Consider the following 24,713-nt stretch of genomic DNA (forward strand, 5'->3'; position numbering starts at 1 on the left):
GCGGGGGCGCACCCGCGGGGGAGGAGGGGCGGCCGTGAACGGCGAGAGCGCGGAGGAGCGGGAGGTGCGGCGCCTGCTGGAGGAAGTGGGCGCGCTCGCGCGGGGCCACTTCCTCCTCACCTCCGGCCGGCACAGCGACGCCTACGTCCAGTGCGCGCGCCTCTTCGAGCGCCCGGAGGCGGCGGAGCACGTGGCCGACCTGCTGGCGGCGCGCCTCCGCCCCCTGCTGGGGCAGGGGGTGGAGGCGGTCATCGGCCCCGCCCTGGGCGGCATCCTGCCCGCCTACCTCCTGGCCCGCCGGCTGGGTGCGCGGGCGCTCTACGCCGAGCGGGAGGAGGGCGCCCTCCGCCTGCGGCGCGGCTTCGCCCTCCACGCGGGCGAGCGGGTGGTGGTGGCCGAGGACGTGATCACCACGGGCGGCTCGGCCGCGGAGGTGGCGGCGCTGGCCCTCGCCGCCGGCGCCCGGCCGGTGGCGGTGGCGGCCGTCGCCGACCGCTCGGGCGGCGCCGCCCGCTTCGACGTGCCCGTGGTCGCGGGCGCCCGCCTGGAGGTACCCAGCTGGCCGGCCGAGGAGTGCCCGCTCTGCCGGCGCGGCCTGCCGATCGAACGCCCCGGCAGCCGCCACCTGGCCGGCGCCCGGCCCGACGGGGGGGCCTAGCGGCGCGCCGAACGGGCGCGCCCCGCGCCGCATAGCCTGGCTGGCCGGGAGGCGAGCCGGCCATGGCGGGAAGGCGCATCCGCCTGGAGAATCTCCGCCTGCGCGTGGAGGCGCGGGCGCCCTCCACCCCGGGCGAGGAAGCCGCGCTCGAGGAGGCGCTCTCCCTCTGGCGCCGCTCCCGGCGCGCGGCGGTGGCGCCGCGAGCGGCCGCCGGCCGGGGGGCGGAGGAGGGCGGCGGCCCCGGGCGGCGGCCCGCGGGCGACGCCGCCGCCCGCTGAGGGGGCGGCGGCCGTGCGCGCGGCCCTCTACGCGCGCGTCTCCTCGGGCGACCAGGTGGGCGGCTACAGCCTCCCCAGCCAGGTGGAGCTCTGCCGCCGGCGGGCGCTGGAGCTGGGGGCGACGGAGACGGTCGCCTTCGTGGAGCGCGGCGTCCCCGGCGACACGCTGGAGCGGCCGGAGCTGGAGGCGCTGCGCCGGGCGCTCCGGCGCCACGAGTTCGACCTGGTGGTCGTCCTCGACCCGGACCGGCTGGCGCGGGCGCTCTCGCTCCAGCTCCTCCTCACCGACGAGATCACGCGCTCGGGCGCCCGCCTCGAGTTCGTCGGCTACGAGTGGCGCGACACCCCCGACGGCCGCCTCTTCTATGCGCTTCGCGGCGCCATCGCCGAGTACGAGCGCGAGAAGATCCGCGAGCGGACCACCCGCGGCAAGCTGGCCAAGGTGCGCGCCGGCGGCCTGATCAACGCGCCGCGCACCTACGGCTACCGCTTCGATCGCGAGGGCGACCGCCTGCTGCCCGATCCCCTCACGGCGCCGGTGGTCCAGATCCTCTTCGCCTGGGCCGAGCGGGGGTTGCCGCCCGCCGAGATGGCCCGCCGCCTGATGGCGATGGGCGTTCCGGCGCCGGGCGGCGGCCGCCGCTGGTGGACGCGCACCGTCGCCCGCATCCTGCGCAACCCGGCCTACCGCGGCCTCCTCCAGGCGCACCGCTGGTCGGTCACCCGCCACGGGCGCCGACGCCGGACCCGCCAGCGGCCGCCCGAGGAGTGGTGCCCGGTGGCGGTGCCGCCGCTGGTGGAGGCGGCGCGCTGGGAGCGCGTCCAGCGCCTCCTGCCCCGGACGGGGCGGGAGGGGCGGGCGCGGCCGGGCGCCGGCGGCTTCCTCCTGCGCGGCCTGGTGCGCTGCGCCCTCTGCGGCCGGCCCATGTCCGGGCAGAGCCGGCGCCGGGGCGGCCGCCTCTTCCGCTACTACGCCTGCCGCCCCGCCGGGGGAGGCGCCGCCGCGCCCCCCGGCCCGGCGGGCGCGGGAGAGAGGGCGCACGGGCGCTACGTGCCGGCCGGGCTGCTGGAGGAGGCCGTCTGGGGCGCGGTGGAGGAGCGGCTGGTGCACCTGGCGCAGGGAGGCGGGGACGGGGCCGGCGCCGGGGAAGGCGACGAAGAGCGGCGAGCGCGGCGGCGCCTCCTTCTGACGCGGCTCCGGTCGCTGCGCCAGGCGGGCGAGCGGACGCTCTGGGCCTTCCAGCAGGGGTGGCTTCCGGCGGCGCGCTACGCCGCCGAGTGCGAGCGCCTGCGCGCGCAGCGGCTCGCCCTTCTGCGCGAGGCCCGGGCGCTCCGCGCCGCGGCCGGCGCCACCGCTCCCGCCGCGCCGGCCGCCGCCGGCGGGGCTGCGGCCGGGCGCCCGGGGCCGGAGGAGCGGCGCGCCATCCTCCTCCGGCTGGTGGAAGCCGTGGAGGTGCGGGCGGACGCGGGCGGCGAGGTGGAGGTGCGCCTCCGCCTCCTGCTCCCGCCGCCGGAGGCGGAGGTGGGCGCCGGGACGGGGGCGGAGCCTGGGCCGGGGCCGGGACTGTCCGGGGTCGCCGGTTCGGCTTCGCGCGACGATGCTCCTGATCATCATCAAGCTGATCTTTGACGACGGCTGGATGGGCGGCCGCAGCCAGGCCTAGGGCGGGACTGCGCCCGCCAGCCGGCGGAGGGGGAGTGACGCGGGGAGGGGCGCGGGCCCCTCCCCGCCTGTCTCGCCTAGCCACCGCCGGCGGCCGGGGCTTGTCCGTCACCCGATGGAAGGAAGGGGGCCGCAGGTCGGCCTGCGGCCCCCGGACCGGACGATACGGGGCCGCCTACGTGCCGGGATCGAGCAGGCGCCGCAGGCTCCGCTGCACCTGCGGCGAGCGCAGCAGTTCCGCCAGCGGATCCGGGCCGCCGCCCGCCGCCCGGCTCTCTCGGGAGGCGGTCGCCGCCGGCTGGACGTCGGCCGGCGGGGCGCTCCACTCCAGCTGCTCGGCCAGCGCCCGGAGGCCGCGGACGACCTCCTCCGGCCGCGTCACCACCAGCCGCGCCAGCTCGGCCAGCTCCACCAGCGCCCCGGTGCGCCGCTCCAGCGACTGGACGACGGTGTGCATGTCGCGCAGCTCCTGCGTCAGGTCCTCCCAGCGGAGGGTGGCCAGCGGGCGGCGTGCGCGGCGGCCGCCCGCGGGACGACGCCCGTCCGGCTCCTCCCCCGCTCGGGCGGGCGGCGGGGGGGCGGCGGGGCCGCCCGCGGGGCCGGCCTGGGTTCCTTCCCCGCCGGCCGGAGCGGCCGCCTGGACCGCGGCTCCCGCCGCCGGGCCCTCGCCGGTCTCTCCGCTCGGGCGCGGTTCGGGGGAGGCGACGGGCGAGAGCTCGGCGCCGGCCTCCCCGTTCCTGCGCGGGCGGAGCGGCGGCCGGCCGACGCTGCCCGGATCGCGGTTCTCCTGCTCGAATTGCGCGCCCATGGCGCCCACCTCCCTGCCTGAGCGGCCCAGTATATGCCCCGGAGGCCGCCCCGGCCCGCGCCCGGACGGGCGGCCGCGACTGGACTGGCGGGCGGGCGAACGCGTAGCATAGGCGACGCGCGAGCGAGAGGGAGGCGACGGCGGCGATGAGCGTCGGTTCGGGCGGAGGCCGCGAGGGACGGGGCGGAGCGGCGGGGCTTCCTCCCCGCGTCGCCAGGCCGGACGCCGAACGGATGCGGGCGCTGCTCGAGCGGCTGGACGGGCGCGGCTACAAGGCCTACCAGAGCCTGGCCGGGCGGTGGTCGCTGGGCGGCTTCACGCTCTACGTGGACCATGTCCAGGGCGACCCCTTCGCCGAGCCCTCACGCCTGCGCGTGGAGATGGAGGCCAAGGTCCACGGCCTGCCGCTGGAGCCGCTCCAGTCGCCCGAGGGGCGGGTGGCGACGGCCGACTTCCTGCTGCGCCAAGTGGTCCGGGCGCTGGCGGTGCGGGGGAGCCGGCGCCGCGGCACGGGCCGTTCGGGCGAGATCCGCGTGGCGGAGCCCGGCCAGTCGCTCTTGCCGCGGAGCGCGCTCGAGATCGACGCCGAGGGCCGCCTCACCTGGCGCTTCCAGGCGGGGCTGCCGGCCGACGGGCGGACCATCCTGGGACGCCAGGCGGCCATCCTTCTCCTGGAGGAGATCCCCGCCCTGGTCCGCGAGGCCCTTCTCTACCGGAGCCTCAACGCGCGCCAGCTGCGCGCCTGGCAGGAGATGGCCGCCGACCAGGCGGCGGCGCGTCGGCTGATGGAGGCGCGCGGCCTGGTCGCCTTCGTCGCGGAGGGGAGCATTCTGCCCCGCCGCTCGGGGGTGAGCGACCTGCCGCTGGAGCGGGAGCGTGCGGTCGCCTTCCAGGTGCCGGGGGAGATGGCGCAGAGCTTCCTCCTGCCGCACGCGGGCGAGGTGCGGGGCCTCGCCATCCCCGAGGGCGTCACGCTCATCACCGGCGGCGGCTTCCACGGAAAGAGCACGCTGGAGCGGGCGCTGGAGGTGGGCGTCTACGACCACATCCCCGGGGACGGCCGCGAGCTCTGCCTGACCCGCAGGGATGCGGTCAAGATCCGCGCCGAGGACGGGCGCGCGGTCCGGGCGGTGGACATCTCGGCCTTCATCGGCCGCCTGCCGGGCGGGGTGGAGACCGGCGAGTTCACCACCGAGCTGGCCAGCGGCAGCACCTCGCAGGCGGCTAACATCGCCGAGGCGCTGGAGGCGGGTAGCCGCCTGCTCCTGATGGACGAGGACACCTGCGCCACCAACTTCATGGTCCGCGACCGGCGCATGCAGCGGCTCATCCCGCCCGAGCAGGAGCCCATCGTCCCCTTCGTCGACCGGGTCCGCCAGCTGCGCGACGAGCTGGGCGTCTCCACCATCCTGGTGGTGGGCGGCGTGGGCGACTACCTGGATGTGGCCGACCACGTCATCGCCATGCGCGACTTCCGTCCCGCGGTCATCACCGCCGAGGCGCGGCGCGTGGCCGCCGAGCTGCCCTCCGGCCGGAGCCCCGAGGGGAGGGGGCCGGTCCGCCTCCGCCTCCGGCGCCACCCGCGACTCGCCTCGCTGGAGGGCGACGAGCGGCGGCCCGCCAAGATCCGCTCCCAGGAAGTGGACGAGCTCCGCTTCGGCCGCTGGGAGATCGACCTGGGAGCGGTGGAGCAGGTGGTGGAGGTGGCCCAGTCGCGCGCCATCGGCCACGTCCTCCGCCTCCTGGCGCGCATGGAGCGGAGCGCGGGCGAGGGGGAGGAGCCGCCGGCCATGGCGGAACTCCTGGATGCGGCGGAGGAGGCGCTCCGGAGCGGCGGCTGGCTCTCGCTGGCCGGCCGGCCGGAGGAGGTGCGGGGCGACTGGGCGCTGCCGCGCCGCTACGAGATCGCCGCCGCCATCAACCGCTTCCGCGGTCTCGAGGTGCGCGTGGAGAGGCTCGAAGAGGGCTTTTGACAAGCTCTCCCGGCCGTTCCTATAATGCAGCGTACCCGTCAGAGTGGGGCGCCATGTGCCGGCGGCACATGGATTTTTCATGCGGTTCCGCGACCCGGACCCGGCCGGGGCCGGCCGCTCGGGGGGAAGCCCTGCAGGCATGAACCGCCGCACGCGCAGCATCGTCTACCTGGTCCTGAGCGTCCTCGTCGTGGCCGCGGCCGCCGTCTATGCGCTGGTGCCGCTGCCGCTCAACCAGCACCGGCCGCTCTGGCGCCAGATCAACCTGGGCCTCGACCTGCAGGGCGGCGTGCACGTGGTCTACCAGGCGGTGCCCGACCGCCAGCACCCGCTCACCCCCGAGGCGATGAGCAAGGACCGCCAGATCATCGAGCAGCGCGTCAACGGCCTGGGCGTGGCGGAGCCCATCATCCAGCAGCAGGGGAACGACCGGATCATCGTCGAGCTGCCCGGCGTCAAGGATCCGCAGCAGGCCATCCAGACCATCGGACGGACGGCCAAGCTGGAGTTCAAGGACTCCACGGGCAGGGTGATCGTCACCGGCGCCGACCTCATCTCGGCCGACCCCGAGCTCGACCCGCAGACGAACCAGCCCGTGGTCGCCATCAAGTTCGACGCCAAGGGGGCCAAGGCCTTCGAGCAGGCGACGGCGGCGGCGCTGCCCTACGCGCAGGCCAACCCCAACGACCCGCGCGGCCGCATCGGCGTCTACCTCGACGGGAAGCTGCTGACCAACCCCTACGTCAGCGCCGTCATCACCAACGGCTCGGCCATCATCACCGGCTACGCCTCGCTGGAGGCGGCCAAGGCCGACGCGGTGGCGCTCCAGTCGGGCGCCCTGCCCATGCCGCTCAAGATCATCGCCGACCAGACGGTCAGCGCCTCGCTGGGCGCGGAGTCGCTGCGGCGCAGCATGGTGGCGGGCGTGGTGGGCCTCGCCCTGGTGGCGGCCTTCATGCTCCTCTACTACCGCCTGCCCGGCTTCTGGGCGGTGGTGGCGCTGACGATCTACTTCCTGCTCGACCTGCTGGCGCTCCACCTGATCCGCGCGACGCTGACGCTGCCCGGCATCGCCGGCCTGATCATGTCCGTCGGCGTCGCCGTCGACGCCAACGTCATCATCTTCGAGCGTATCCGCGACGAGCTGCGGCGCGGCCTGACGCTCCGGTCCGCGCTGGAGGCGGGCTTCAAGAACGCCTTCCGGGCCATCCTGGACTCCAACGTGACGGCGCTGATCGCGGTGATCGTCCTCTACTACTTCGGTACCGGGCCGGTGCGCGGTTTCGCCGTCACCCTGGGCCTGGGCGTCCTGATCAGCATGCTGACCGCCGTCCTCATCACCCGCTACCTGCTTCGCTGGCAGGTGGCCACCGGCATCCACCCTGGCGTGCTTATGTTCGGGCGCGAGGCGGAGCTGGGCGCCCGGGTGGCCGCGGCCGAGGCGCGGGCGGGACGCGGCGAGGGACGGCGCAAGGGGGCGCCCGCCGGCGCCGCCGCGGCCGAGGTGCAGGCGGAGGGCCAGCGCTTCCACTTGCGTTTCATCCGCAACCGGAACGTCGGCTTCACCATCTCCGCCGTCATCCTGCTGGCCACCGTCGTCTCCCTCACCACCCAGGGGCTCAACTACGGCGTCGACTTCACCGGCGGCACGCTCTTCGACCTCCGCTTCGCCCACCCGACCAGCGTGGCCGAGGTGCGGACGGCCTTCAGCCGCGTGACGCCCGAGGTGACCGTCCGCTCCACCGGCACCGGGGCGAACGAGTACCTGGTCACCGTGCCCAACACCGACCAGGCCCAGCGGAACCGGATGATCGAGCAGGTACAGAAGGCGCTGAACAACCCGATCACCGTGCGCAGCGTCAACCAGGTCTCGCCCGTCATCGGCGGCGAGCTGGAGCGCTCGGCCCTCCTTGCCCTGGCGGTGGCGGTGGTGCTGATGCTGGCCTACATCGCCCTCCGCTTCGAGTGGCGCTTCGCGGTGGGGGCCGTCGTCGCCGACCTGCACGACGTGCTGGTGGTGCTGGGCCTCTTCACCCTCTTCCGCCTGCCCGTCGACACCTACTTCATCCCGGCCATCCTGACTGTCTTCGGCTACTCCATCACCGACACCATCGTCATCTACGACCGGGTGCGCGAGAACTTGCGACAGCGGCGGCGCGAGTCGCTCCAGGAACTGGTGGAGCGCTCGCTCAACCAGGTGCTGGTCCGCTCGCTCAACACCACGCTGACCACGCTCCTCGCCATCGCCGCGGTGGTCGTCTTCGGCGGCGTCACCATCCGCGACATGACGCTGGCCCTCCTGGTCGGCATCGCCACCGGGGCCTACTCCTCCATCTTCGTGGCCAGCCCGCTCTACTGGCTGCTGGCGCGGAGGCGGGAGCAGGCCCTGGCCGCCAAGGCCGCCTGAGCCGCTGCGGGCGCTGCCACTCCTGGCATAGGGGACCAGCCGCCCGGGGCAGACTAGGCCCCGGGAGGTCTCTCTTCTCATGGCGATGCGCGCGCCGGTCCGCCACGCCGGCAACGAACCGCTCTTCCAGGCCGTGGAGCTCTCCGTGCTGGCACGCCGCTGGGGGGTGCCGCTTCATCTCCACGCCCAGGGTCTCCGCGGCACCGGCAAGACGACGGTCCTGCGGGCGGTGCGCGCCCTCTTGCCGCCCATCCGCAGGATCCGGGGCTGCCTCTTCAACTGCGACCCGGAGCGGCCGCACTGCCCCGAACACCGGGGGCTGGAGCCGGAGCGGCTGGAGCGGATCGGCACGGAAGAGGTGCCCATGCCCTTCCTGGAGATCTCGGCCTCGGCCAAGGTGGGCACGGTGGTGGGCACCATCGACCTCGCGCGCCTGGCCGAGGACCGGCCGGCGCTCCTGCCCGGGACCATCGCCCAGGCGCACCGGGGCATCCTCTTCGTCGACGAGATCAACCGGCTGGCCGACGTGGCGCCGGAGCTGGCCGACGTCCTGCTGGACGTGATGGGGACGCGCCCCGGCCGCCTCCAGATCGAGGAAGCCGGTCTCCCCCGGGTGGAGCTTCCCGTCAATGTCACCGTCTGGGCCGCCTCCAATCCCGACGAGGAGCCGGGCCCGCTGGAGGAGGTGCGCCGCCAGCTGGCCGACCGCTTCGATCTGCAGGTGCGCATGGGCCGTCCCTCCGACCCGGCCGCCGTCGAGGCCATCCTGCGCCGCGACCTCCTGGCCGGAGAAGGCCAGGGCGGGGAGGCCGAGGATCCGGGGGCGGGCGACCCCTTCGCGCCGCTCCGCGCCGCCCTGGTCCGCCCGCGGGTGGCCGGCGGCGGCGAGCGGCTGCGCGCGCTCCTGGCCGCCGTCTACACCCGTTTCGGCCTGGAGAGCCTGCGTGCGGTCGAGGCCTGGCAGCTGGCGGCCCGGCTCGAGGCGCTCCGCCGCGGCGCCGACCGGGCCGGCGAGGAGGAGCTGCTGGCCACCCTGGCACTGGTGCTGGGCGGGCGCATGGCGCCGGAGGAGCAGGCCGAGGTGGAGCGCTTCCTCCGCGAACCGGCGCCGGTCGCGGAAATGGTGCGACGGGCGGCGCCGGCCGCGCGGGCCGAGGGGGCGGCGGGCGCTCCGCCCCGGTCCGGCGACGGGCTTCCGCCGGCGGCCGAGGCCCTCCAGTCCGGCGAGGACGGCTGGCTGCGGCGCGTGCTGGGGCGCCTCGGCCTGCCCCCAGCCGCCGGAGCTGCCGCGCCCGGCGCGGGCGGCGGCGCGGGCGGGGAGACCGGCCCCGGCGAGGGCAGAGTGGGCGCGGCCCGCCAGGGGCCGCCCCCGCCCTGGGCACCGCCCGAGCCGGCCCGGCTCTGGCGGCAGGTGCCGCCCGCGGAGCGCTTCCGGGAGGCGCGGCCGGAGCCTTGAGGGCGCTCTTCCCGCGACCGTCCGCGGAGCCGGAGGCCGGAGACGGACTGCGCCCGCAGGTCGAGGCGGCCCTGGCCCGGCTCGAACGGGGAGGCGCGGTGGCCGTGGGCGACGCTGCCGTGGTCAGCCGCCAGGTGCACCTCCTCCGCTCGGACCGGCCCTCCACGGTCTTCGTGCTGGCGGGGGAGGACGCCGGCCGGACGCTCTACGGGCGCCGGCAGCCGGGCGAGATCTGGCACCTCGACTTCTTCCACGCCGTCGCCTCCGTCGACCCGCGCGACCTCATCCCCTATCTGCTGCCCGTCTTCCGCCGCCCCGAGCTGGTGGACGTGCAGACCGGCGCCGGAGGCGGGCGGCTGACCGGCAGCCTCGCCTACGGGCGGGGAGAGATGCTCCGCGCCTCGCACCGGAACCACGTCCACCTGGCGTGGAAGACGGAGGCCTTCGTCTCCTCACCGGACCTGGTCGGGCTGGTCCTCGCCCTGGAGCGGGCGTTGCTCGGGCTGGGGGTGGAGCCGCGCCGCATCGCCGAGGTGGTGGAGCTCCGCCGCCGCGCCGGTCCGGAGCTCCCGCTGGACGAGTACCGCGACGCCTCCGACTCGCTCCTGGGCGAGGCGGGTACGACTGGCCGACCCGGCGGAACCGGCCTCGCGGGCGGGTACGACGGAAAGGCTGCCTCCCGCCGCGGCGGGCAGGGGCGACCCGCCGTGGCCACCGTCCCGGCCCCGCGCCCGCCGCGGGCGGCGGGCGGCGGAGGCTCCGGCGGCGTGGAGCGGCTGGGGGCCGGGGCCGGCCTCGAACGGGAGTTCCGCCGGCCCTTGACCGAGCCCGGGCGGACGGGGGCGGCCGGGGCACGGCTCGTGCGCGGCGGGGCCGCCCCGGGCAGCGCCCGCCGCGACCTGCCGCTGGCCGGAGCGCCGGCCTGGCAGCAGCTCGACCTGGCGGCCACCGCCGCGCGCGCCTGGGCGGCCGGCGGGCCGCGGACGCCGCGCCGGCTCCTCGCCTACCTGCGCGTCCTGCCGCGGCGGCGGCGGGCGGCGCTGGACGTCTGCCTCCTCCTCGACGCCAGCGCCTCCATGGCCGGACCGCGCATGGCCGCCGCCCGGCGGCTCGTCCGCCATCTCGTCCTGCGCACCCGCGATCGCGTGGCGGTAATCGTCTTCCAGGACCGCTCCAGCCGGGTCCACGTCGGCTTCACACGCCGCTGGCGCCTCCTGGCGGAGAGCCTGGGCGCCGTCCACCCCAGCGGCCTGACGCCGCTGGCCGACGGCCTGGCCACCGCCGCCGCCTACGCGGCCACCCGCGCGCGGCGGAAGACGCTCCTGCTCCTCCTCACCGACGGCATCCCCACCGTGCCGCGCAGCACGCTCAACCCGCTCGAGGACGCCATGGAGGCGGCGAGGGAGATCCGCCGGCGCCGCCTGCCCTTCGTCTGCGTCGGCCTGGCTCCCAACGAGGGCTACCTGCGCCAGCTCTGCGAGGCGGCCGGCGGCCGCCTCTACGTCCTGCCCGAGCTGGAGGGCGGGGCGCTGGTCCGCATCGCCGAGAGCGAGCGTCAGCGCGTCCTGCGCTGAGCCTGCCGCGGGCCGCGCCGCCGGACGGGCCGGGCGCCGGACGGCGGAGCCCGGCCGGGCGGTGCTATATTGTTGAAAAGGCGCGGCGGCGCCCGCGGCGGGCGCCGCCGGAACGGAGTGGAGCCGACGTGCCGGCCAGCCTGGGCGTGGCCATCCGCGATCCCGAAGATTTCACGCCCCTGCGCGAGCGGATCTCCGCCTACCTGGGGCCGGAGGACCTGGAACGCGTGGAGCGCGCCTTCCGTTTCGCGCGCAACGCGCACCGGGGCCAGGTGCGCGCCTCGGGCGAGCCGTACATCGTCCACCCGCTGGCCGTGGCCGGGATCCTGGCCGACCTGGAGCTGGACGTCACCACGCTGGAGGCGGCGCTGCTGCATGACGTAGTGGAGGATACCGGCGTCGGCCTCGACCAGGTGGAGGCGGCCTTCGATCCCGAGGTGGCGCTGCTCGTGGACGGCGTCACCAAGCTGGGCCAGATCAAGTACCGCAGCCGCGTGGAGGAGCAGGCCGAGAACCTCCGCAAGATGTTCCTGGCCATGGCCAAGGACATCCGCGTCATCCTCATCAAGCTGGCCGACCGGCTGCACAACATGCGCACCCTGGAGTACCTGCCGCCGGAGAAGCGGCGCGACATCGCCCAGGAGACGCTGGACATCTTCGCGCCGCTGGCGCACCGCCTGGGCATCTACCGGATCAAGTGGGAGCTGGAGGATCTGGCCTTCCGCTTCCTGGAGCCGGAGGTCTACCGCGACCTGGCCGGCCGCATCCCCCGGCGCCGGGCGGAGCGGGAACGGTTCGCCGAGCAGGTGATGGAGACGCTCCGGCCGCGGCTGGCCGAGGTGGGCATCCGGGCGGAGCTGCAGGGCCGGGCCAAGCACTTTTACAGCATCTACCAGAAGATGTACCACCAGGGCAAGGAGCTGAACGAGATCTACGACCTGGTGGGCGTACGCGTGATCGTCGACTCGGTGCGAGACTGCTACGGGGCGCTGGGCGTCGTCCATACCCTCTGGCGGCCTATCCCCGGGAGGTTCAAGGACTACATCGCCACCCCCAAGCCCAACATGTACCAGTCGCTCCACACCACCGTGGTCGGACCGCAAGGGGAGCCCTTCGAGATCCAGATCCGGACGTGGGAGATGCACCGTACGGCCGAGTACGGCATCGCCGCCCACTGGAAGTACAAGGAGGGCCACACCGACCCGCGCCTCGACCAGAAGCTCAACTGGCTGCGCCAGATCCTGGAGTGGCAGAAGGACCTGCGCGACCCGCGCGAGTTCATGGAGTCGCTGAAGATCGACATCTTCCCCGACGAGGTCTTCGTCTTCACGCCCAAGGGCGACGTGGTACCGCTGCCGCGCGGCGCCACGCCCATCGACTTCGCCTACGCCATCCACACCGAGATCGGCCACCACTGCGTGGGCGCCAAGGTGAACGGGCACATCACGCCGCTCTCCTCGGCGCTGGAGACGGGCGACATCGTCGAGATCATCACCTCCAAGCAGAGCCCCGGGCCCAGCTCGGACTGGCTGAATATCGTCAAGACGGCCAGCGCGCGTGCCAAGATCCGCCAGTGGTTCAAGCGCGAGCGCCGCGAGGAGAACCTGGCCCGCGGCCGCGAGATCCTGGAGCGCGAGGTGCGCCGCCTGGGCGGCGACCCGGCCAGCTGGCTGGAGCCGGCGCGGCTCGAGGAGGTGGCGCGCCGCCTCAACCTGCAGGGGGCCGAGGAGCTGCTGGTCTCGGTGGGCTACGGCGGCGTCAGCGCCGCGCAGGTGCTGGGTCGGCTGCGCCAGCAGGAGGAGCGCCTCCGTCCGGCCGGGCGGCCCGAGAGCGACGAGGAAGTGCTGGCGCGCCTGGGCGGCTGGGGCGCGCCCTCCAACGGCGTCCGCGTCAAGGGCATCGACAACGTGCTCGTCCGCTTCCCGCGCTGCTGCAACCCGGTTCCGGGCGAGCCCATCGTCGGCTACGTCACCCAGGGGCGGGGCGTCTCCGTCCACCGCGTCGACTGCCCCAACATCGCCGGCCGCCTGGCCCAGGAGCCGGAGCGCCGCATCGAGGTCACCTGGGACAAGGTGGAGAGCGCCTACCTTCCCAGGAAGGTGGTCATCACCGCCCTCGACCGCCCCGGCCTCCTCTCCGAGGTGGCGCAGGTGGTGGCAGAGAACCGCATCAACATCGTCACCGCCCAGGTCCGGCCGCTCCGGGGCCAGCGCTCCAGCATCGAGATGGTGCTGGAGGTGCGCAACCGGCAGCAGCTGGAGAGCATCCTGCGGCAGGTGCAGCGGGTGCGCGACGTCCTGGCGGCCGAGGCGGCGGCCGCGCCGAGGCGGCTCTGACGGTGCGGGCGGTGGTGCAGCGGGTCTCGCGCGCGGAGGTGCGCGTGGCCGGCGAGCGCGTGAGCTCCATCGGGCGGGGCTTCCTGGTGCTGGTCGGCGTCCGGCGCGGCGACGGCAGCCGCGAGGCCGCCTACATGGCGGAGAAGATCCTCCACCTGCGCCTCTTCCCCGACGGGGAGGGGCGCCTCAACCGGTCGCTGCGCGAGGCGGGCGGGAGCCTGCTGGTGGTCTCCCAGTTCACCCTCTATGGCGACGCTCGTCGTGGCCGCCGCCCCAGCTTCAGCGAGGCCGCCCCCGCGGCCGAGGCGGAGCCCGTCTTCCGCGAGCTGGTGGAACGGCTGGCGGCGGGCGGGGTCGAGGTGGCCACCGGCCGCTACCAGGCCGAGATGAGCGTGGAGCTGGTCAACGAGGGTCCGGTCACGCTCCTGCTGGACAGCGACCGCCTCTTCTGACGGCGGAAGGGCCTGCGGAAGCCGGCCCCGGGGCTCGCCCCGGGGCCGGCCCGCTTCCGGGCGGGCCGCGGCCCCCGCGCGCCCGGAAGCCGGAGGCGGGGGGAGAGGCGGGCTCGGCATAGGAGCCCGGGGGGACGAATATGTTCCGTGAGCGAGGGGGGGGTCAAGTCATGGCGGGAGGCAGGGCCGGGGTGGCCCGCCCCAGGCGCGCGGCCGCGCTGGCGCTCCTGGCCGGGCTGGCGCTGGTGCTGGCGGCCTGCGGCGGGGGAGGAAGCGCCTCCAGCGACCGGGCGACCCTGGACCAGCTGGCGCAGCGGGTCACCCACTTGGAGCAGCAGGTGGCCGATCTGGAGGCCGCGGTGGTCGCCTCGGCGCCGGCGCCCGCGGCGGGCGCCACGTCCGGCCAGTCGAGCACGCAGGCGGGCTCCCAGGGCGGTTCGGGAGGCGGCGCCTCCTCGGGCGCCGGCAGCGTCGCGCAGCAGGCGACGGTCACCACCGACTACCTCAACGTGCGCGCCGACCCCGACCAGAACTCCACCCAGATCGGGCAGCTGCGCAAGGGGACCGTGGTCGACGTGCTCAGCCAGAAGAACGGCTGGGCGCATGTGGTGCTCAAGCAGGGGAGTACGGTGGTCGTCGACGGCTGGGTCTCCAGCGAGTACCTGGAACCGCACTGAGGGCGGAGGCCGTCCGGGGAGCGCGGAGACGGGCGGGGGGAACGGCTGCGGCCGCTCCCCCCGCCCTGCCGCCCGGCCGCCGGCCTACGAGCGCGGGCGGAAGAAGACCATGCCGCCGCTGGTCAGCGTCAGGGTGAAGCGGGCCGGATCCTTCCAGGCGGCGGGCACCGAGGCCAGGTCCGTGAAGTAGAGCGCCCCGTGCGTGGGATCCTCGCCGGCCAGCGCGCGCCGGACGGCCTCCTCGACCCCCGGCGCCAGCGGGTGGAGCCGGTAGGCGCCCGTGCGGACGACGGCGAACTGGCCGGGCGCCATCAGGACGTCGGAGAGCGTCTTCCCCCAGAGGCCCGAGCGGAGGCGGTTGACGATGACCGCGGCCACGGCCAGCTGGGTCTCCTCCGGGGCGCCGTACGCCTCGGCGTTGACCACCTGCTCCATCAGCAGGAGCTCGGCCGGATCGACGGCGGGCGCCGGCGGGTCGGCCGGGGCGGGATCGGCGGGAGCCGCGGCCGCGGTGGCGCCGGCCGGATCGGGCTGCTCCACCCGGGCGGCCGGCCAGAGGACGACGGCCTGATGGCGCGCGGCGTCCCAGCGGACCTGGGCGCCCAGGGCGCGGAAGAAGGCCGCCAGCGGCACCATCAGCTTGGCCTCCATGCGCGGCGCCGGGGCCGCGACGGTGCGGCCGTCGACGTCCAGCCGCGGATCGCCCGCGCGCGCCGTCACCACCGAGCCCTCCTCCGTCAGGAAGCCCCGCCCGGTGCGGCTGGCCGGATCGAAGTAGTACTGGCCGGCGAACGCCTCGACCAACTCATCGAAGGGCGCGTAGAGCGTCCCCTGCAGGTTCCTCACTTCGCTGAGGTCGAGGGGTTCGCCGTTGACCGTCACGCCGGGTGGCGGCGGGCCCTGGCTGGCCGGCGCGGCGGCCAGGACCGTCGCCGGGCTGCCGGCCGCCACCGCCGCCGCCAGCGCGGCGGCCAGGAGGCGCGGGGCGACCCGCGCCCTCGTTGCAGCGGACAAGCGGATCCCTCCCTGGAAACGGCATGGACATACAGGTTATCTATTCCGCCTCTTCCTGGACGATCCTTCCCCGGCAGGCCGGCGGCCATGCGCCGGGGGCCCGGGCAGCCGGGCGCGCGGCGCGGGCGGGCCGCCGGCGGCGCGAGAGTTGAGCCGCCCCGCGGCCGCCGGTAGAATGGCGGCGATATCCTCCGGCCCGCCCCGCGCGGGGCCGGGCGAAGCGAGGCCCAGCCATCGTGCCCATCCAGAAGCCGCGCGGCATGGAGGACGTGCTGCCGGGCGAGGTCTGGCGCTGGCAGCGCATCGAGAGGCTCTTCCGCGACCTGGCCGAGCGGTACGGCTACCGCGAGATCCGCACCCCCCTGGTGGAGGCCACCGAGCTCTTCGAGCGCGGCGTGGGCGGCGGCACCGACGTGGTGGAGAAGGAGATGTACACCTTCCTCGATCCGGGCGGGCGGTCGCTGACGCTCCGGCCGGAGGGGACGGCGGGGGCGGTGCGCGCCTTCGTCGAGCACCACCTGGACCAGGAGCCCGCCCCGCTCAAGCTCTACTACGTGGCCGCGCCCATGTTCCGCTACGAGCGGCCGCAGGCGGGGCGGCAGCGGCAGTTCTACCAGTTCGGCATCGAGGTGCTGGGGGCGGGCGAGCCGGCGGTGGACGCGGAGGTGATTGCGCTCGGGGTCCGCTTCCTCCGGGAGCTGGGGGTGGAGGGGGTGCGCGTCGAGATCAACAGCATCGGCGACGCCGCCTGCCGACCCCGCTACCGCGAGCGGCTCTTGGAGTACTACCGGCCGCTCCGCCAGCGCCTCTGCCCGGACTGCCAGCGCCGCCTGGAGCGGAACCCGCTCCGCCTCCTGGACTGCAAGGTGGACCGCGAGCTGGCGCTGGGCGCGCCGCAGGCGCGCGAGTCGCTCTGCGCCGACTGCGCCGCCCACTACGAGGAAGTGCTCCGCCTGCTGGACGCGCTCGGCGTCGCCGTGGTGGAGAACCCGCGCCTGGTGCGCGGGCTCGACTACTACACGCGCACCGTCTTCGAGCTGACCAGCGACCGCCTGGGCGCCCAGAACGCCGTCCTCTCCGGCGGGCGCTACGACGGCCTGGTGGAGCAGCTGGGCGGCCCGCCCACGCCGGGAATCGGCTTCGCCGGGGGCATGGAGCGGCTCCTGGCCCTCCTCCCCCCGGGCGGGGAGGAGGGCCGGCCGGACGTCTTCGTCGCCCTGGTCGATCCCGGCCTGCGTGCGGAGGCGCTGGCCTGGGCGGAGCGCCTGCGCGGCGCCGGCCTGCACGCGGAGTGCGAGCTGGGCGGCCGCAGCCTGAAGGCGCAGATGCGCTATGCCTCCCGCCGGCGCTTCCGTCTGGCGCTCCTGGTGGGGGGCGAGGAGTGGGCGCGGAGCGAGGCGACGCTCCGCGACCTGGACGGCGGCCGCCAGGCGAGCCTGGCGCGGGGGCGCCTGGAAGAGGCGCTGGCCCGGGGCGGCGGGCGGCGGGAGCGGCTCGCGGAGGCGCTGGGTTCGTTGCTGGAGGCGGCCGGGGGCGAGCGAGGGGAGGGCGAGGGCGACGATTCGTAGGACGCACGGCTGCGGGAGCCTCGGGCCGGAGATGGAAGGCGAGGAGGTGGGCCTGGCCGGCTGGGTCCACCAGACGCGCGACCTGGGCGGGCTGATCTTCGTCGAGCTGCGCGACTGGACCGGCGTGGTCCAGGTCGTCTTCAACCCGGCCGTCGACCGCCGGCTGCACGAGCAGGCGCGGGAGCTGCGCGCCGAGTTCGTGGTCGCGCTGCGCGGGCGTGTGCGTCGCAGGGCGCCGGAGAACGTCAACCCGCGCCTGGCCACCGGCGAGGTGGAGGTGGTGCCCGAGGCGCTGGAGCTGCTCAACCGCTCCAAGACGCCGCCCTTCAGCCCGGCCGAGGCGGGCGAGGTGGAGGAGAGCCTGCGCCTGCGCTACCGCTACCTGGACCTGCGCCGCCCGGCGCTCCAGGCCAACCTCCGCCTCCGCCACCGCCTGGTCAAGGCGATCCGCGACTTCCTGGACGCCGAGGGTTTCATCGAGGTGGAGACGCCCGAGCTGACGCGCAGCACCCCGGAAGGGGCGCGGGACTTCCTGGTGCCCAGCCGGCTCAGCCCGGGCCGCTTCTACGCCCTGCCCCAGAGCCCGCAGCTCTTCAAGCAGCTCCTCATGGTGGGCGGGGTGGGCCGCTACTTCCAGGTGGCGCGCTGCTTCCGGGACGAGGACCTGCGCGCCGACCGCCAGCCGGAGTTCACCCAGATCGACCTGGAGATGTCCTTCGTCGAGCCCGAGGACGTCCAGGAGGTGACCGAGCGGATGCTGGCCGCCGCGGTGGAGGCGACCACCGGCCGGCGGCTGGAGCTTCCGCTGCCGCGCCTCACCTGGGCCGAGGCCATGGACCGCTACGGCTCGGACAAGCCCGACCTGCGCTTCGGGATGGCGGTGACCGACGCCGGCGACCTGCTGGCCGGCGTCGACTTCGCCCCCTTCCGCCAGGCGCTGGCCGCGGGCGGCAGTGTCCGCCTCCTGGCCGTCCCCGGCGCCGCCGCCGCCTCGCGGCGGCAGATCGACGGCTGGACGGAGCTGGCGCGCCAGGCGGGCGCGGCCGGCCTGGTCTGGCTGGGCACGGGCGCCGAGCTGCGCGGACCGCTGCGCGAGCGGCTCGGGCGGGAGGAGGCGGCGCGGTTGCTGGAGCGGGCGGGCGGCCGGCCGGGCGACCTGCTGCTCATGGTGGCCGGTGATCCGCGGCAGGCGAGCCTGGTCCTCGGCCGCCTGCGCCTGGAGATCGCCGCCCAGATGGAGCTGGTGCCGCGCGACCGGCTGGCCGCCGCCTGGGTGACCGACTTCCCGCTTCTGGAGTGGAACGAGGAAGAGGGGCGCTGGGAGGCGGCGCACCACCCCTTCACCATGCCCCACCCCGACGACCTGGAGCGGCTGGAGAGCGACCCGGGCGGGGTGCGCGCGCTCTCCTACGACCTCGTCCTCAACGGCTACGAGCTGGGCTCGGGAAGCATCCGCATCCACCGGCCGGAGATCCAGCAGCGCCTCTTCCGGGTGATCGGCATCGACGAGGAGCGGGCGCGCCGGCGCTTCGGCTTCCTGCTGGAGGCCTTCGAGTACGGCGCGCCGCCCCACGGCGGCGTGGCGCTGGGCGTCGACCGCATCGCCATGATCCTGGCCGGGGCGGCCTCGCTCCGCGACGTCATCGCCTTCCCCAAGACCGCGCGCGGGGCGGACCTGATGATGGGCGCCCCCTCCGAGGTGGAGCCGGCGCAGCTGGAGGAGCTGGGCATCGCCCTGCGGGGCGGTCGCCCGATTGCCGCGCCGGACGGGGCATGATACGATCGCGGCGGAACGAGGCTCGAGTTCCCCGCCGCGGGTGGCGCCTCGATCCGACCGACCCAAACGGAGCAGCCAGGGAGCCCGGGCTCCGGCGGTGGTGAGGGCCTCCGCGGAGGACCCCGATCCGCCGGGAGGGCACCCACGTAGAGAGAACGGTTCCCGTTCGGACGGGGCGCAGGCCGGTGGCGGGGTTGCATATCGGAGGAGGCGCGGGCGCGGCGTGGCCCGCGCATTTTTCTTGCCGGGGGGGACGGGAGTGGCGGACGGGCTGGTGGATCTGCGCAGCGACACGGTGACGAAACCCTCGCCCGAGATGCGCCGGGCCATGGCCGAGGCCGAGGTGGGCGACGACGTCTACGGCGAGGATCCCACGGTGCGCGAGCTGGAGGAGACGGGAGCGGCGCTGGTGGGCCAGGAGGCGGGCCTCTTCGTGCCCAGCGGCACCATGGGCAACCAGGTGGCGGTGCTGACCCACACCCGCCGCGGCGACGAGGTCTTTCTCGAGGCCGAGTCCCACATCTACTACTACGAGGTGGGCGACATCGCCGCCCTGGCCGGCGCCCAGCCGCGCCCCATCCCCGGCTCGCGCGGGCGCTTCACCGCCGCCGACCTGCGCGCGGCGGTGCGCGAGCCGAACATCCACTACCCCAACCCGCGCCTGGTCTGCCTGGAGAACACGCACAACCGGGCGGGCGGCGCCGTCTGGCGTCCCGAGGAAGTGGACGCGGTGGTGGAGGCGGCGCACGAGCTGGGCCTGGCGATCCACCTCGACGGCGCCCGCCTCTTCAACGCGGCGGTGGCGCTGGGCCTGCCCGCGGCGCGGCTGGCGCGCGGCGTGGACAGCGTCATGTTCTGCCTCTCCAAGGGGCTGGGCGCGCCGGTCGGCTCGCTCCTCTGCGGGCCGGCGGAGTGGATCGAGCGCGCCCGCAAGGAGAGAAAACGGCTGGGCGGCGGCATGCGCCAGGCCGGTATCCTGGCGGCGGCCGGTCTCTGGGCGCTCCGCCACAACGTCGAGCGCCTCGCCGAGGACCACGCCAACGCCCGCTGGCTGGCCGAGCAGCTGGCCCAGATCCGCGGGCTGCGCGTCGACCCCGCCGAGGTGGAGACCAACATGGTGATGGTGGGCGTGCCGGGCCCGGCGGAGGCCTTCTCCCGGGCGCTGCGCCAGCGCGGCGTCCTGGCCAACCCCAGCCGGCCGGGGACGCTCCGCCTCGTCACCCACCTGGACGTCGACCGGGCGGGCTGCGAGCGGGCCGTGCAGGCCTTCCGGGAGGTCGCTCGCGAGCTGGCGGCCTGAGGTTCGGGCCCCCGGCGCGGGCGCGCGCCGGGGGCCGGGAGGAGGAGGGAGGCCCAAGATGGCGGCAGGCATCGAGCTGCGGACCGAGATCCCCGGACCCCGCTCCCGCGAGATCCTGGAGCGGCAGGAGCGCGCCGTGCCGCGCGCGCTCTCGGTGCTCCACCCGGTGGTCATCGCCCGCGCGCGCGGGGCGCTGGTGGAGGACGTGGACGGGAACGTCTTCCTCGATCTGACCGGCGGCGTGGGCGTGCTCAACGTGGGCCACGCCCGCCCGGAGGTGGTGGAGGCGATCCGCGAGCAGGCGGACCGCTTCCTGCACACCGACTACACCGTCGTCCCCTACGAGCTCTACATCACGCTGGCCGAGGAGCTGGCCCGGCGGGTGCCGGTGGAGCCTCCGGTCAAGGTGGCCTTCTTCAACAGCGGCGCCGAGGCGGTGGAAAACGCCGTCAAGATCGCCAAGCGGGCCACCGGCCGCCACGAGGTGATCGCCTTCGAGGGCGCCTTCCACGGGCGGACGCTGGGCGCGCTGGCGCTCACCTCCAAGCCGCGGCCCTACCGCCACGGCATGGGCCCCTTCCCGCCGGGCGTCCACCGCCTGCCCTACGCCTACTGCTACCGCTGCCCGCTGGGCCTGGAGTACCCCGGCTGTGGTCTGGCCTGCGCCGAGGCGCTGGAGCGCGGTTTCCACACGCGCTACTCGGAGGACGAGGTGGCGGCCGTGGTCATCGAGCCGGTGCAGGGCGAGGGCGGCTTCGTCGTGCCGCCGACGGAGTTCCTGCGGCGGGTGGCGGAGATCGCGCGGGCGCACGGCGTCCTCCTGATCGCGGACGAGGTGCAGACGGGCTTCGGGAGGACGGGAGCGCTCTTCGCCTCCGAGCGGGCGGGGATCCGGCCCGACCTCATGACCCTGGCCAAGTCCATCGCCGGCGGGCTGCCGCTCAGCGCGGTCGCCGGCCGGGCGGAGCTGATGGACGCGCCGGAGGACGGCGAGATCGGCGGCACCTACGTGGGCAACCCGGTGGCGCTGGCGGCGGCGCGCGAAGTGCTCGGGGTGCTGGAGCGCGAGCGGCTGGCCGAACGGGCCGAGGCCCTGGGCGCCCGGCTGGGCGAGGGCCTGCGCGCGCTGGCCGAGCGGCACCGCCTGATCGGCGACGTGCGCCGGCTGGGCGCCATGGTGGGCGTGGAGCTGGTGCGCGACCGGACGAGCAAGGAGCCGGCCGGGCGCGAGGCGCGGGCGGTGGTGGCCGCCATGCGCAGGCGCGGCGTGCTGGCGCTGACGGCCGGGATCTACGGGAACGTGATCCGCTTCCTCAATCCGCTCGTCATCTCCGACGAGCAGGTGGAGGCGGCGCTGGCCGTCCTGGACGAGGCGCTGGGCGAGGTGGAGGCCGGCGCGTGAGCGCCGCGGGCGGCCGGCCGGCGGGGGCGGGGGATGCCGGGTGAGCCTCTTCGACCAGATGGGGGAGGCCTTCCGGGCGGCGCACGCGCCGCTGGCCGACCGCATGCGGCCGCGCAGCCTGGAGGAGTTCGTCGGGCAGGAGGCGGTGATCGGCAAGGGCCGCCTCCTGCGCCGCGCCATCGAGTCCGGGCGGGTGCCGAGCCTCCTCCTCTGGGGGCCGCCGGGCAGCGGCAAGACGACGCTGGCGCGGCTCATCGCCCGCTCCGCCGGCGCCGCCTTCGTCCAGCTGAGCGCCGTCAGCGCGGGCGTCGCCGACCTGCGCCGCGTCGTCGCCGAGGCGCAGGAGCGGCAGCGGCTGGAGCAGCGGGCGACCATCCTCTTCATCGACGAGATCCACCGCTTCAACAAGGCGCAGCAGGACGCCATCCTGCCCTACGTGGAGGACGGGACGCTGACGCTGGTGGGCGCCACCACCGAGAACCCGTACTTCGAGGTGGTGGCTCCGCTCCTCTCCCGTCTCCGCCTCTTCCGGCTGGAGCCGCTGGGCGAGGCCGATCTGCGCACCATCCTGGTGCGTGCGCTGGCCGATCCCGAGCGCGGCCTGGGCGGGCTCCGGGCGACGGTGGAGGAGGCGGCGCTGGAGCACCTGGTGCGCATGGCGGCGGGCGACGCGCGCACGGCGCTCAACGCGCTGGAGCTGGCCGTCCTCAGCACCCCGCCCGGGCCGGACGGGAGCCGCCGCGTCACCCTGGCGGCGGCGGAGGAGGCGCTCCAGGCCAAGGCGCTCCGCTACGACCGGCTGGGCGACGAGCACTACGACACGGCCAGCGCCTTCATCAAGAGCATGCGCGGCTCCGATCCCGACGCGGCGCTCTACTGGATGGCGCGGATGATCGAGGCCGGCGAGGACCCGCGCTTCATCGCCCGCCGCCTGGTCATCCACGCGGCGGAAGACGTGGGCCTGGCCGACCCCATGGCGCTGGTGGTGGCGGCGGCCGCCTTCCAGGCGGCCGAGCTGGTGGGCTGGCCCGAGGGGCGCATCCCGCTGGCCGAGGCGGTCCTCTACGTGGCCACGGCACCCAAGTCCAACAGCGTCGTCCGCGCCATCGACGCCGCGCAGGAGGCGGTGCGCCGGCGGCCGGCGGGCGGGGTGCCGCTCCACCTGCGCTCCACCGGCTACCGTGGCGCCGCCCGGCTGGGGCACGGCGCCGGCTACCTCTACCCGCACGACGACCCGCGCGGCTTCGTCGAGCAGCGCTACCTGCCGGAGGGCGTGGAGGGCGGCTTCTACCGGCCGGGGAGGCGCGGCTACGAGCGCGAGGTGGCCCGCCGCCTGGCCGGCTGGTGGCCGCGCCGCTGGCCGGCGCCGCCCGCGGAGGAGAGCGGGCCCCTGCCCGGCGACTGAGGCCGGCCGGCGGCGCCCGGGGCGCCGCCAATGGGCGCGGTTGACCCTCGCCGGGCGCCGATGCTAGGATACGGATGAATAGCCTACTGGATTGCTCGGAATTGACGGCCGGCCGCCGTCCCGGTCGCCGAGCCGCCGCCCCGGAGGGCGGGCCGCGAAAGCCCGGCCGGCCGGGGCGGGGGACGGGGAGGCGAAAGCGGTCTTGAACATCTCGACGCGCGGGCGCTACGGCCTCATGGCCATGACCGAACTGGCCATGCGCTACGGCGAGGGGCCGGTGCCGCTCAAGACCATCGCGGAGAGCCAGGGGCTGAGCGAGAGCTACCTGGAGCAGCTCTTCGCCGCCCTGCGCAAGGCCTCGCTGGTGCGGAGCGTGCGCGGCGCGCAGGGGGGCTACGAGCTGGGCCGGCCTCCCGAGGCGATCAGCGTCGGTGAGGTGCTGCGCGTCCTGGAGGGGCCGTTGGCGCCGGTGGAGTGCGCCATCGAGGGCCGGGACGACTTCGAACACTGCGGCAACCCGGAGCGTTGCATGACGCGGAGCGTCTGGGTCCGGCTGCGGCAGAGCATCGAGCGGGTGGTCGACTCCATCAACCTGGCCAGCCTCTGCGAGGAGGCGCGCCAGCGGGGCGGCCAGAGCCTCATGTACTACATCTAGAGCAAAGGGCCGGGGGCCGGCCCGGCGCGCGGGAGCCGGGCGTTCCGGGCGCGCGCGGCCCCGGGCGGACGGCCGGTGGGTGAAGCGGTGATCTACCTGGACTGGGCGGCCACCACGCCGATCCGGGAGGAGGTCCTGGAGGCGATGGTGGCCTTCGAGCGCGAGGCGTGGGCCAACCCCTCCAGCACGCACGCGCCCGGGCGGCGGGCGCGGGCGCGGCTGGAGGCGGCGCGCCGCGCGGTTCACGACTGGCTGGGCCTGCCGGGGGGGCGGCTGGTCTTCACCTCGGGCGGGACCGAGGCCGACAACCTGGCGGTCTTCGGCCTGGCGGCCGCGGCCGAGGCGCGGGGCGCCCCGCGGCGGGCCGTCACCAGCGCCGTCGAGCACCGCGCGGTCCTCGACGCCTTCCTCCGCCTGGAGCGGCGCGGCTGGGAGGTGGAGTTCCTCGGGCCCGACGCGCGCGGCGTCGTCCCGCCGGAGGCGGTGGAGGCGGCGCTGGAGCGACCGGCGGCCTTCCTCAGCCTGATGTGGGCCAACAACGAGACCGGCGCCATCCAGCCCGTGGCCGAGGCCGCCCGGCTGGCTCATGCGCGCGGTCTCCCGGTCCACGCCGACGCCGTCCAGGCGGCGCCGCTCCTCCGCCTGGGCCCCGGCGCGGAGGGGCACGACAGCCGCCACACCGGGGAGGGACCCGACCTGGTGGCCGTCTCGGCGCACAAGCTGGGCGGGCCCAAGGGGGTGGGCGCGCTCTGGCTTCGCGACGGGCTGGAGGTGGAGCCGCTCCTGGCCGGCGGCGGCCAGGAGTGGGAGCTTCGCCCGGGGACGGAGAACGCCGCCGGCATCGTCGGCTTCGGTCGCGCCGCCGAGTTGGCGGCGCGCGAGGCGCCGGGGGAGTGGGAGCGGCTTCGCCGGCTGGGGGAGCGCTTCCTGGCCGAGCTGCGCGCGCGCTGGCCCGGCGTCCTCCTCAACGGGCCGGAGGAAGCGGCCCCCCGCCCGGGGGCGCGCCTCCCCTCCATCGTCAACCTGGCCTTCCCCGGCCTGCGCGCCGAGAGCCTCCTGATCCGCCTCGACCTGGCCGGCGTGGCGGCGTCGGCGGGCGCCGCCTGCTCCGCCGGCAGCCTCGAGCCCTCGCACGTCGTCGCCGCCATGGGGCGGGCGGAGCTGGCCGCCTCCTCGCTCCGCTTCTCCTTCGGCCGCCTGAGCCGCGAGGAGGAAGTGGTGCGGGCGGCCGAGATCGTCGCCCGCGAGGCGGAGGCGCTGGCGGCCGGCGGGAGGAGGTGAGGGGGATGGCAGCTGTGCGTGTCGTCGCC

The 24,713-nt window shown here is 75.7% G+C and carries 19 protein-coding genes; 17 read left to right on the plus strand and 2 right to left on the minus strand.

Going from position 1 to position 24,713, the window contains the following annotated elements; genetic code table 11:
* Positions 1-64 precede the first annotated feature (64 nt).
* The 3 genes from pyrE to K6U79_05840 all read left to right on the plus strand — a co-directional run bounded on the left by pyrE (position 65) and on the right by K6U79_05840 (position 2,566).
* Complete coding sequence (gene pyrE, locus K6U79_05830) at positions 65-658, plus strand: orotate phosphoribosyltransferase (GenBank protein MCL6521880.1); 594 nt, start codon at positions 65-67, stop codon at positions 656-658.
* Positions 659-720: 62 nt separating this feature from the next.
* Positions 721-936, plus strand: coding sequence for a hypothetical protein (locus K6U79_05835; GenBank protein ID MCL6521881.1), 216 nt, complete (start codon positions 721-723; stop codon positions 934-936).
* A 13-nt stretch (positions 937-949) separates the two neighbouring features.
* Positions 950-2,566 carry a recombinase family protein gene (locus tag K6U79_05840; protein ID MCL6521882.1) on the plus strand — a complete coding sequence of 539 codons (1,617 nt, stop codon included), beginning with the start codon at positions 950-952 and terminating at the stop codon, positions 2,564-2,566.
* 208 nt (positions 2,567-2,774) lie between these two features.
* On the opposite strand, the gene K6U79_05845 is transcribed toward K6U79_05840, so the two are convergent.
* Positions 2,775-3,407 (minus strand): hypothetical protein, encoded by a 633-nt coding sequence (locus tag K6U79_05845; GenBank protein ID MCL6521883.1) that lies wholly within the window; start codon positions 3,405-3,407, stop codon positions 2,775-2,777.
* Between the two features lie 146 nt (positions 3,408-3,553).
* On the opposite strand from K6U79_05845, the gene K6U79_05850 reads away from it, so the two are divergent.
* The 7 genes from K6U79_05850 (at position 3,554) to K6U79_05880 (ending at position 14,282) form a co-directional block, all read left to right on the plus strand.
* Positions 3,554-5,380 carry an ABC-ATPase domain-containing protein gene (locus tag K6U79_05850; protein MCL6521884.1) on the plus strand — a complete coding sequence of 609 codons (1,827 nt, stop codon included), beginning with the start codon at positions 3,554-3,556 and terminating at the stop codon, positions 5,378-5,380.
* A 139-nt stretch (positions 5,381-5,519) separates the two neighbouring features.
* Complete coding sequence (secD, locus tag K6U79_05855; protein ID MCL6521885.1) at positions 5,520-7,787, plus strand: protein translocase subunit SecD; 2,268 nt, start codon at positions 5,520-5,522, stop codon at positions 7,785-7,787.
* 79 nt (positions 7,788-7,866) lie between these two features.
* Complete coding sequence (locus tag K6U79_05860) at positions 7,867-9,243, plus strand: magnesium chelatase (protein ID MCL6521886.1); 1,377 nt, start codon at positions 7,867-7,869, stop codon at positions 9,241-9,243.
* The gene (locus K6U79_05865) at positions 9,240-10,817 is read left to right on the plus strand and encodes a VWA domain-containing protein (protein ID MCL6521887.1); all 1,578 of its coding nucleotides are present in this window, start codon (positions 9,240-9,242) and stop codon (positions 10,815-10,817) included. The genes K6U79_05860 and K6U79_05865 overlap by 4 nt, the downstream gene beginning before the upstream one ends.
* A gap of 146 nt (positions 10,818-10,963) precedes the next feature.
* Positions 10,964-13,153, plus strand: coding sequence for a bifunctional (p)ppGpp synthetase/guanosine-3',5'-bis(diphosphate) 3'-pyrophosphohydrolase (locus K6U79_05870; GenBank protein MCL6521888.1), 2,190 nt, complete (start codon positions 10,964-10,966; stop codon positions 13,151-13,153).
* A 2-nt stretch (positions 13,154-13,155) separates the two neighbouring features.
* A complete protein-coding gene (gene dtd / locus K6U79_05875) occupies positions 13,156-13,605 on the plus strand; it encodes a D-tyrosyl-tRNA(Tyr) deacylase (GenBank protein ID MCL6521889.1) in 450 nt (149 codons plus the stop codon).
* A gap of 170 nt (positions 13,606-13,775) precedes the next feature.
* Positions 13,776-14,282 (plus strand): SH3 domain-containing protein, encoded by a 507-nt coding sequence (locus K6U79_05880; GenBank protein MCL6521890.1) that lies wholly within the window; start codon positions 13,776-13,778, stop codon positions 14,280-14,282.
* Positions 14,283-14,366: 84 nt separating this feature from the next.
* On the opposite strand, the gene K6U79_05885 is transcribed toward K6U79_05880, so the two are convergent.
* Entirely contained in the window at positions 14,367-15,296 is a 930-nt protein-coding gene (locus K6U79_05885) for a cell wall hydrolase (GenBank protein ID MCL6521891.1), read from the minus strand.
* A gap of 260 nt (positions 15,297-15,556) precedes the next feature.
* Between K6U79_05885 and hisS the strand changes: the two genes are divergently transcribed.
* The 7 genes from hisS to K6U79_05920 all read left to right on the plus strand — a co-directional run bounded on the left by hisS (position 15,557) and on the right by K6U79_05920 (position 24,684).
* Positions 15,557-16,864 (plus strand): histidine--tRNA ligase, encoded by a 1,308-nt coding sequence (gene hisS, locus K6U79_05890; protein MCL6521892.1) that lies wholly within the window; start codon positions 15,557-15,559, stop codon positions 16,862-16,864.
* Positions 16,857-18,641 (plus strand): aspartate--tRNA ligase, encoded by a 1,785-nt coding sequence (gene aspS / locus K6U79_05895; protein ID MCL6521893.1) that lies wholly within the window; start codon positions 16,857-16,859, stop codon positions 18,639-18,641. The genes hisS and aspS overlap by 8 nt, the downstream gene beginning before the upstream one ends.
* A 259-nt stretch (positions 18,642-18,900) precedes the next feature.
* Positions 18,901-19,941, plus strand: a complete 1,041-nt coding sequence (gene ltaE, locus K6U79_05900) for a low-specificity L-threonine aldolase (GenBank protein MCL6521894.1) — start codon at positions 18,901-18,903, stop codon at positions 19,939-19,941.
* 58 nt (positions 19,942-19,999) lie between these two features.
* A complete protein-coding gene (gabT, locus tag K6U79_05905) occupies positions 20,000-21,343 on the plus strand; it encodes a 4-aminobutyrate--2-oxoglutarate transaminase (GenBank protein MCL6521895.1) in 1,344 nt (447 codons plus the stop codon).
* A 58-nt stretch (positions 21,344-21,401) separates the two neighbouring features.
* Positions 21,402-22,748 carry a replication-associated recombination protein A gene (locus tag K6U79_05910; GenBank protein ID MCL6521896.1) on the plus strand — a complete coding sequence of 449 codons (1,347 nt, stop codon included), beginning with the start codon at positions 21,402-21,404 and terminating at the stop codon, positions 22,746-22,748.
* 202 nt (positions 22,749-22,950) lie between these two features.
* Positions 22,951-23,403, plus strand: a complete 453-nt coding sequence (locus K6U79_05915) for an Rrf2 family transcriptional regulator (protein ID MCL6521897.1) — start codon at positions 22,951-22,953, stop codon at positions 23,401-23,403.
* Between the two features lie 87 nt (positions 23,404-23,490).
* A complete protein-coding gene (locus K6U79_05920; GenBank protein MCL6521898.1) occupies positions 23,491-24,684 on the plus strand; it encodes a cysteine desulfurase in 1,194 nt (397 codons plus the stop codon).
* Positions 24,685-24,713: the final 29 nt, after the last annotated feature.

The sequence above is a fragment of the Bacillota bacterium genome (assembly GCA_023511835.1).
Classification (GTDB): Bacteria; Bacillota; Sulfobacillia; order JAIMAT01; family JAIMAT01; genus JAIMAT01.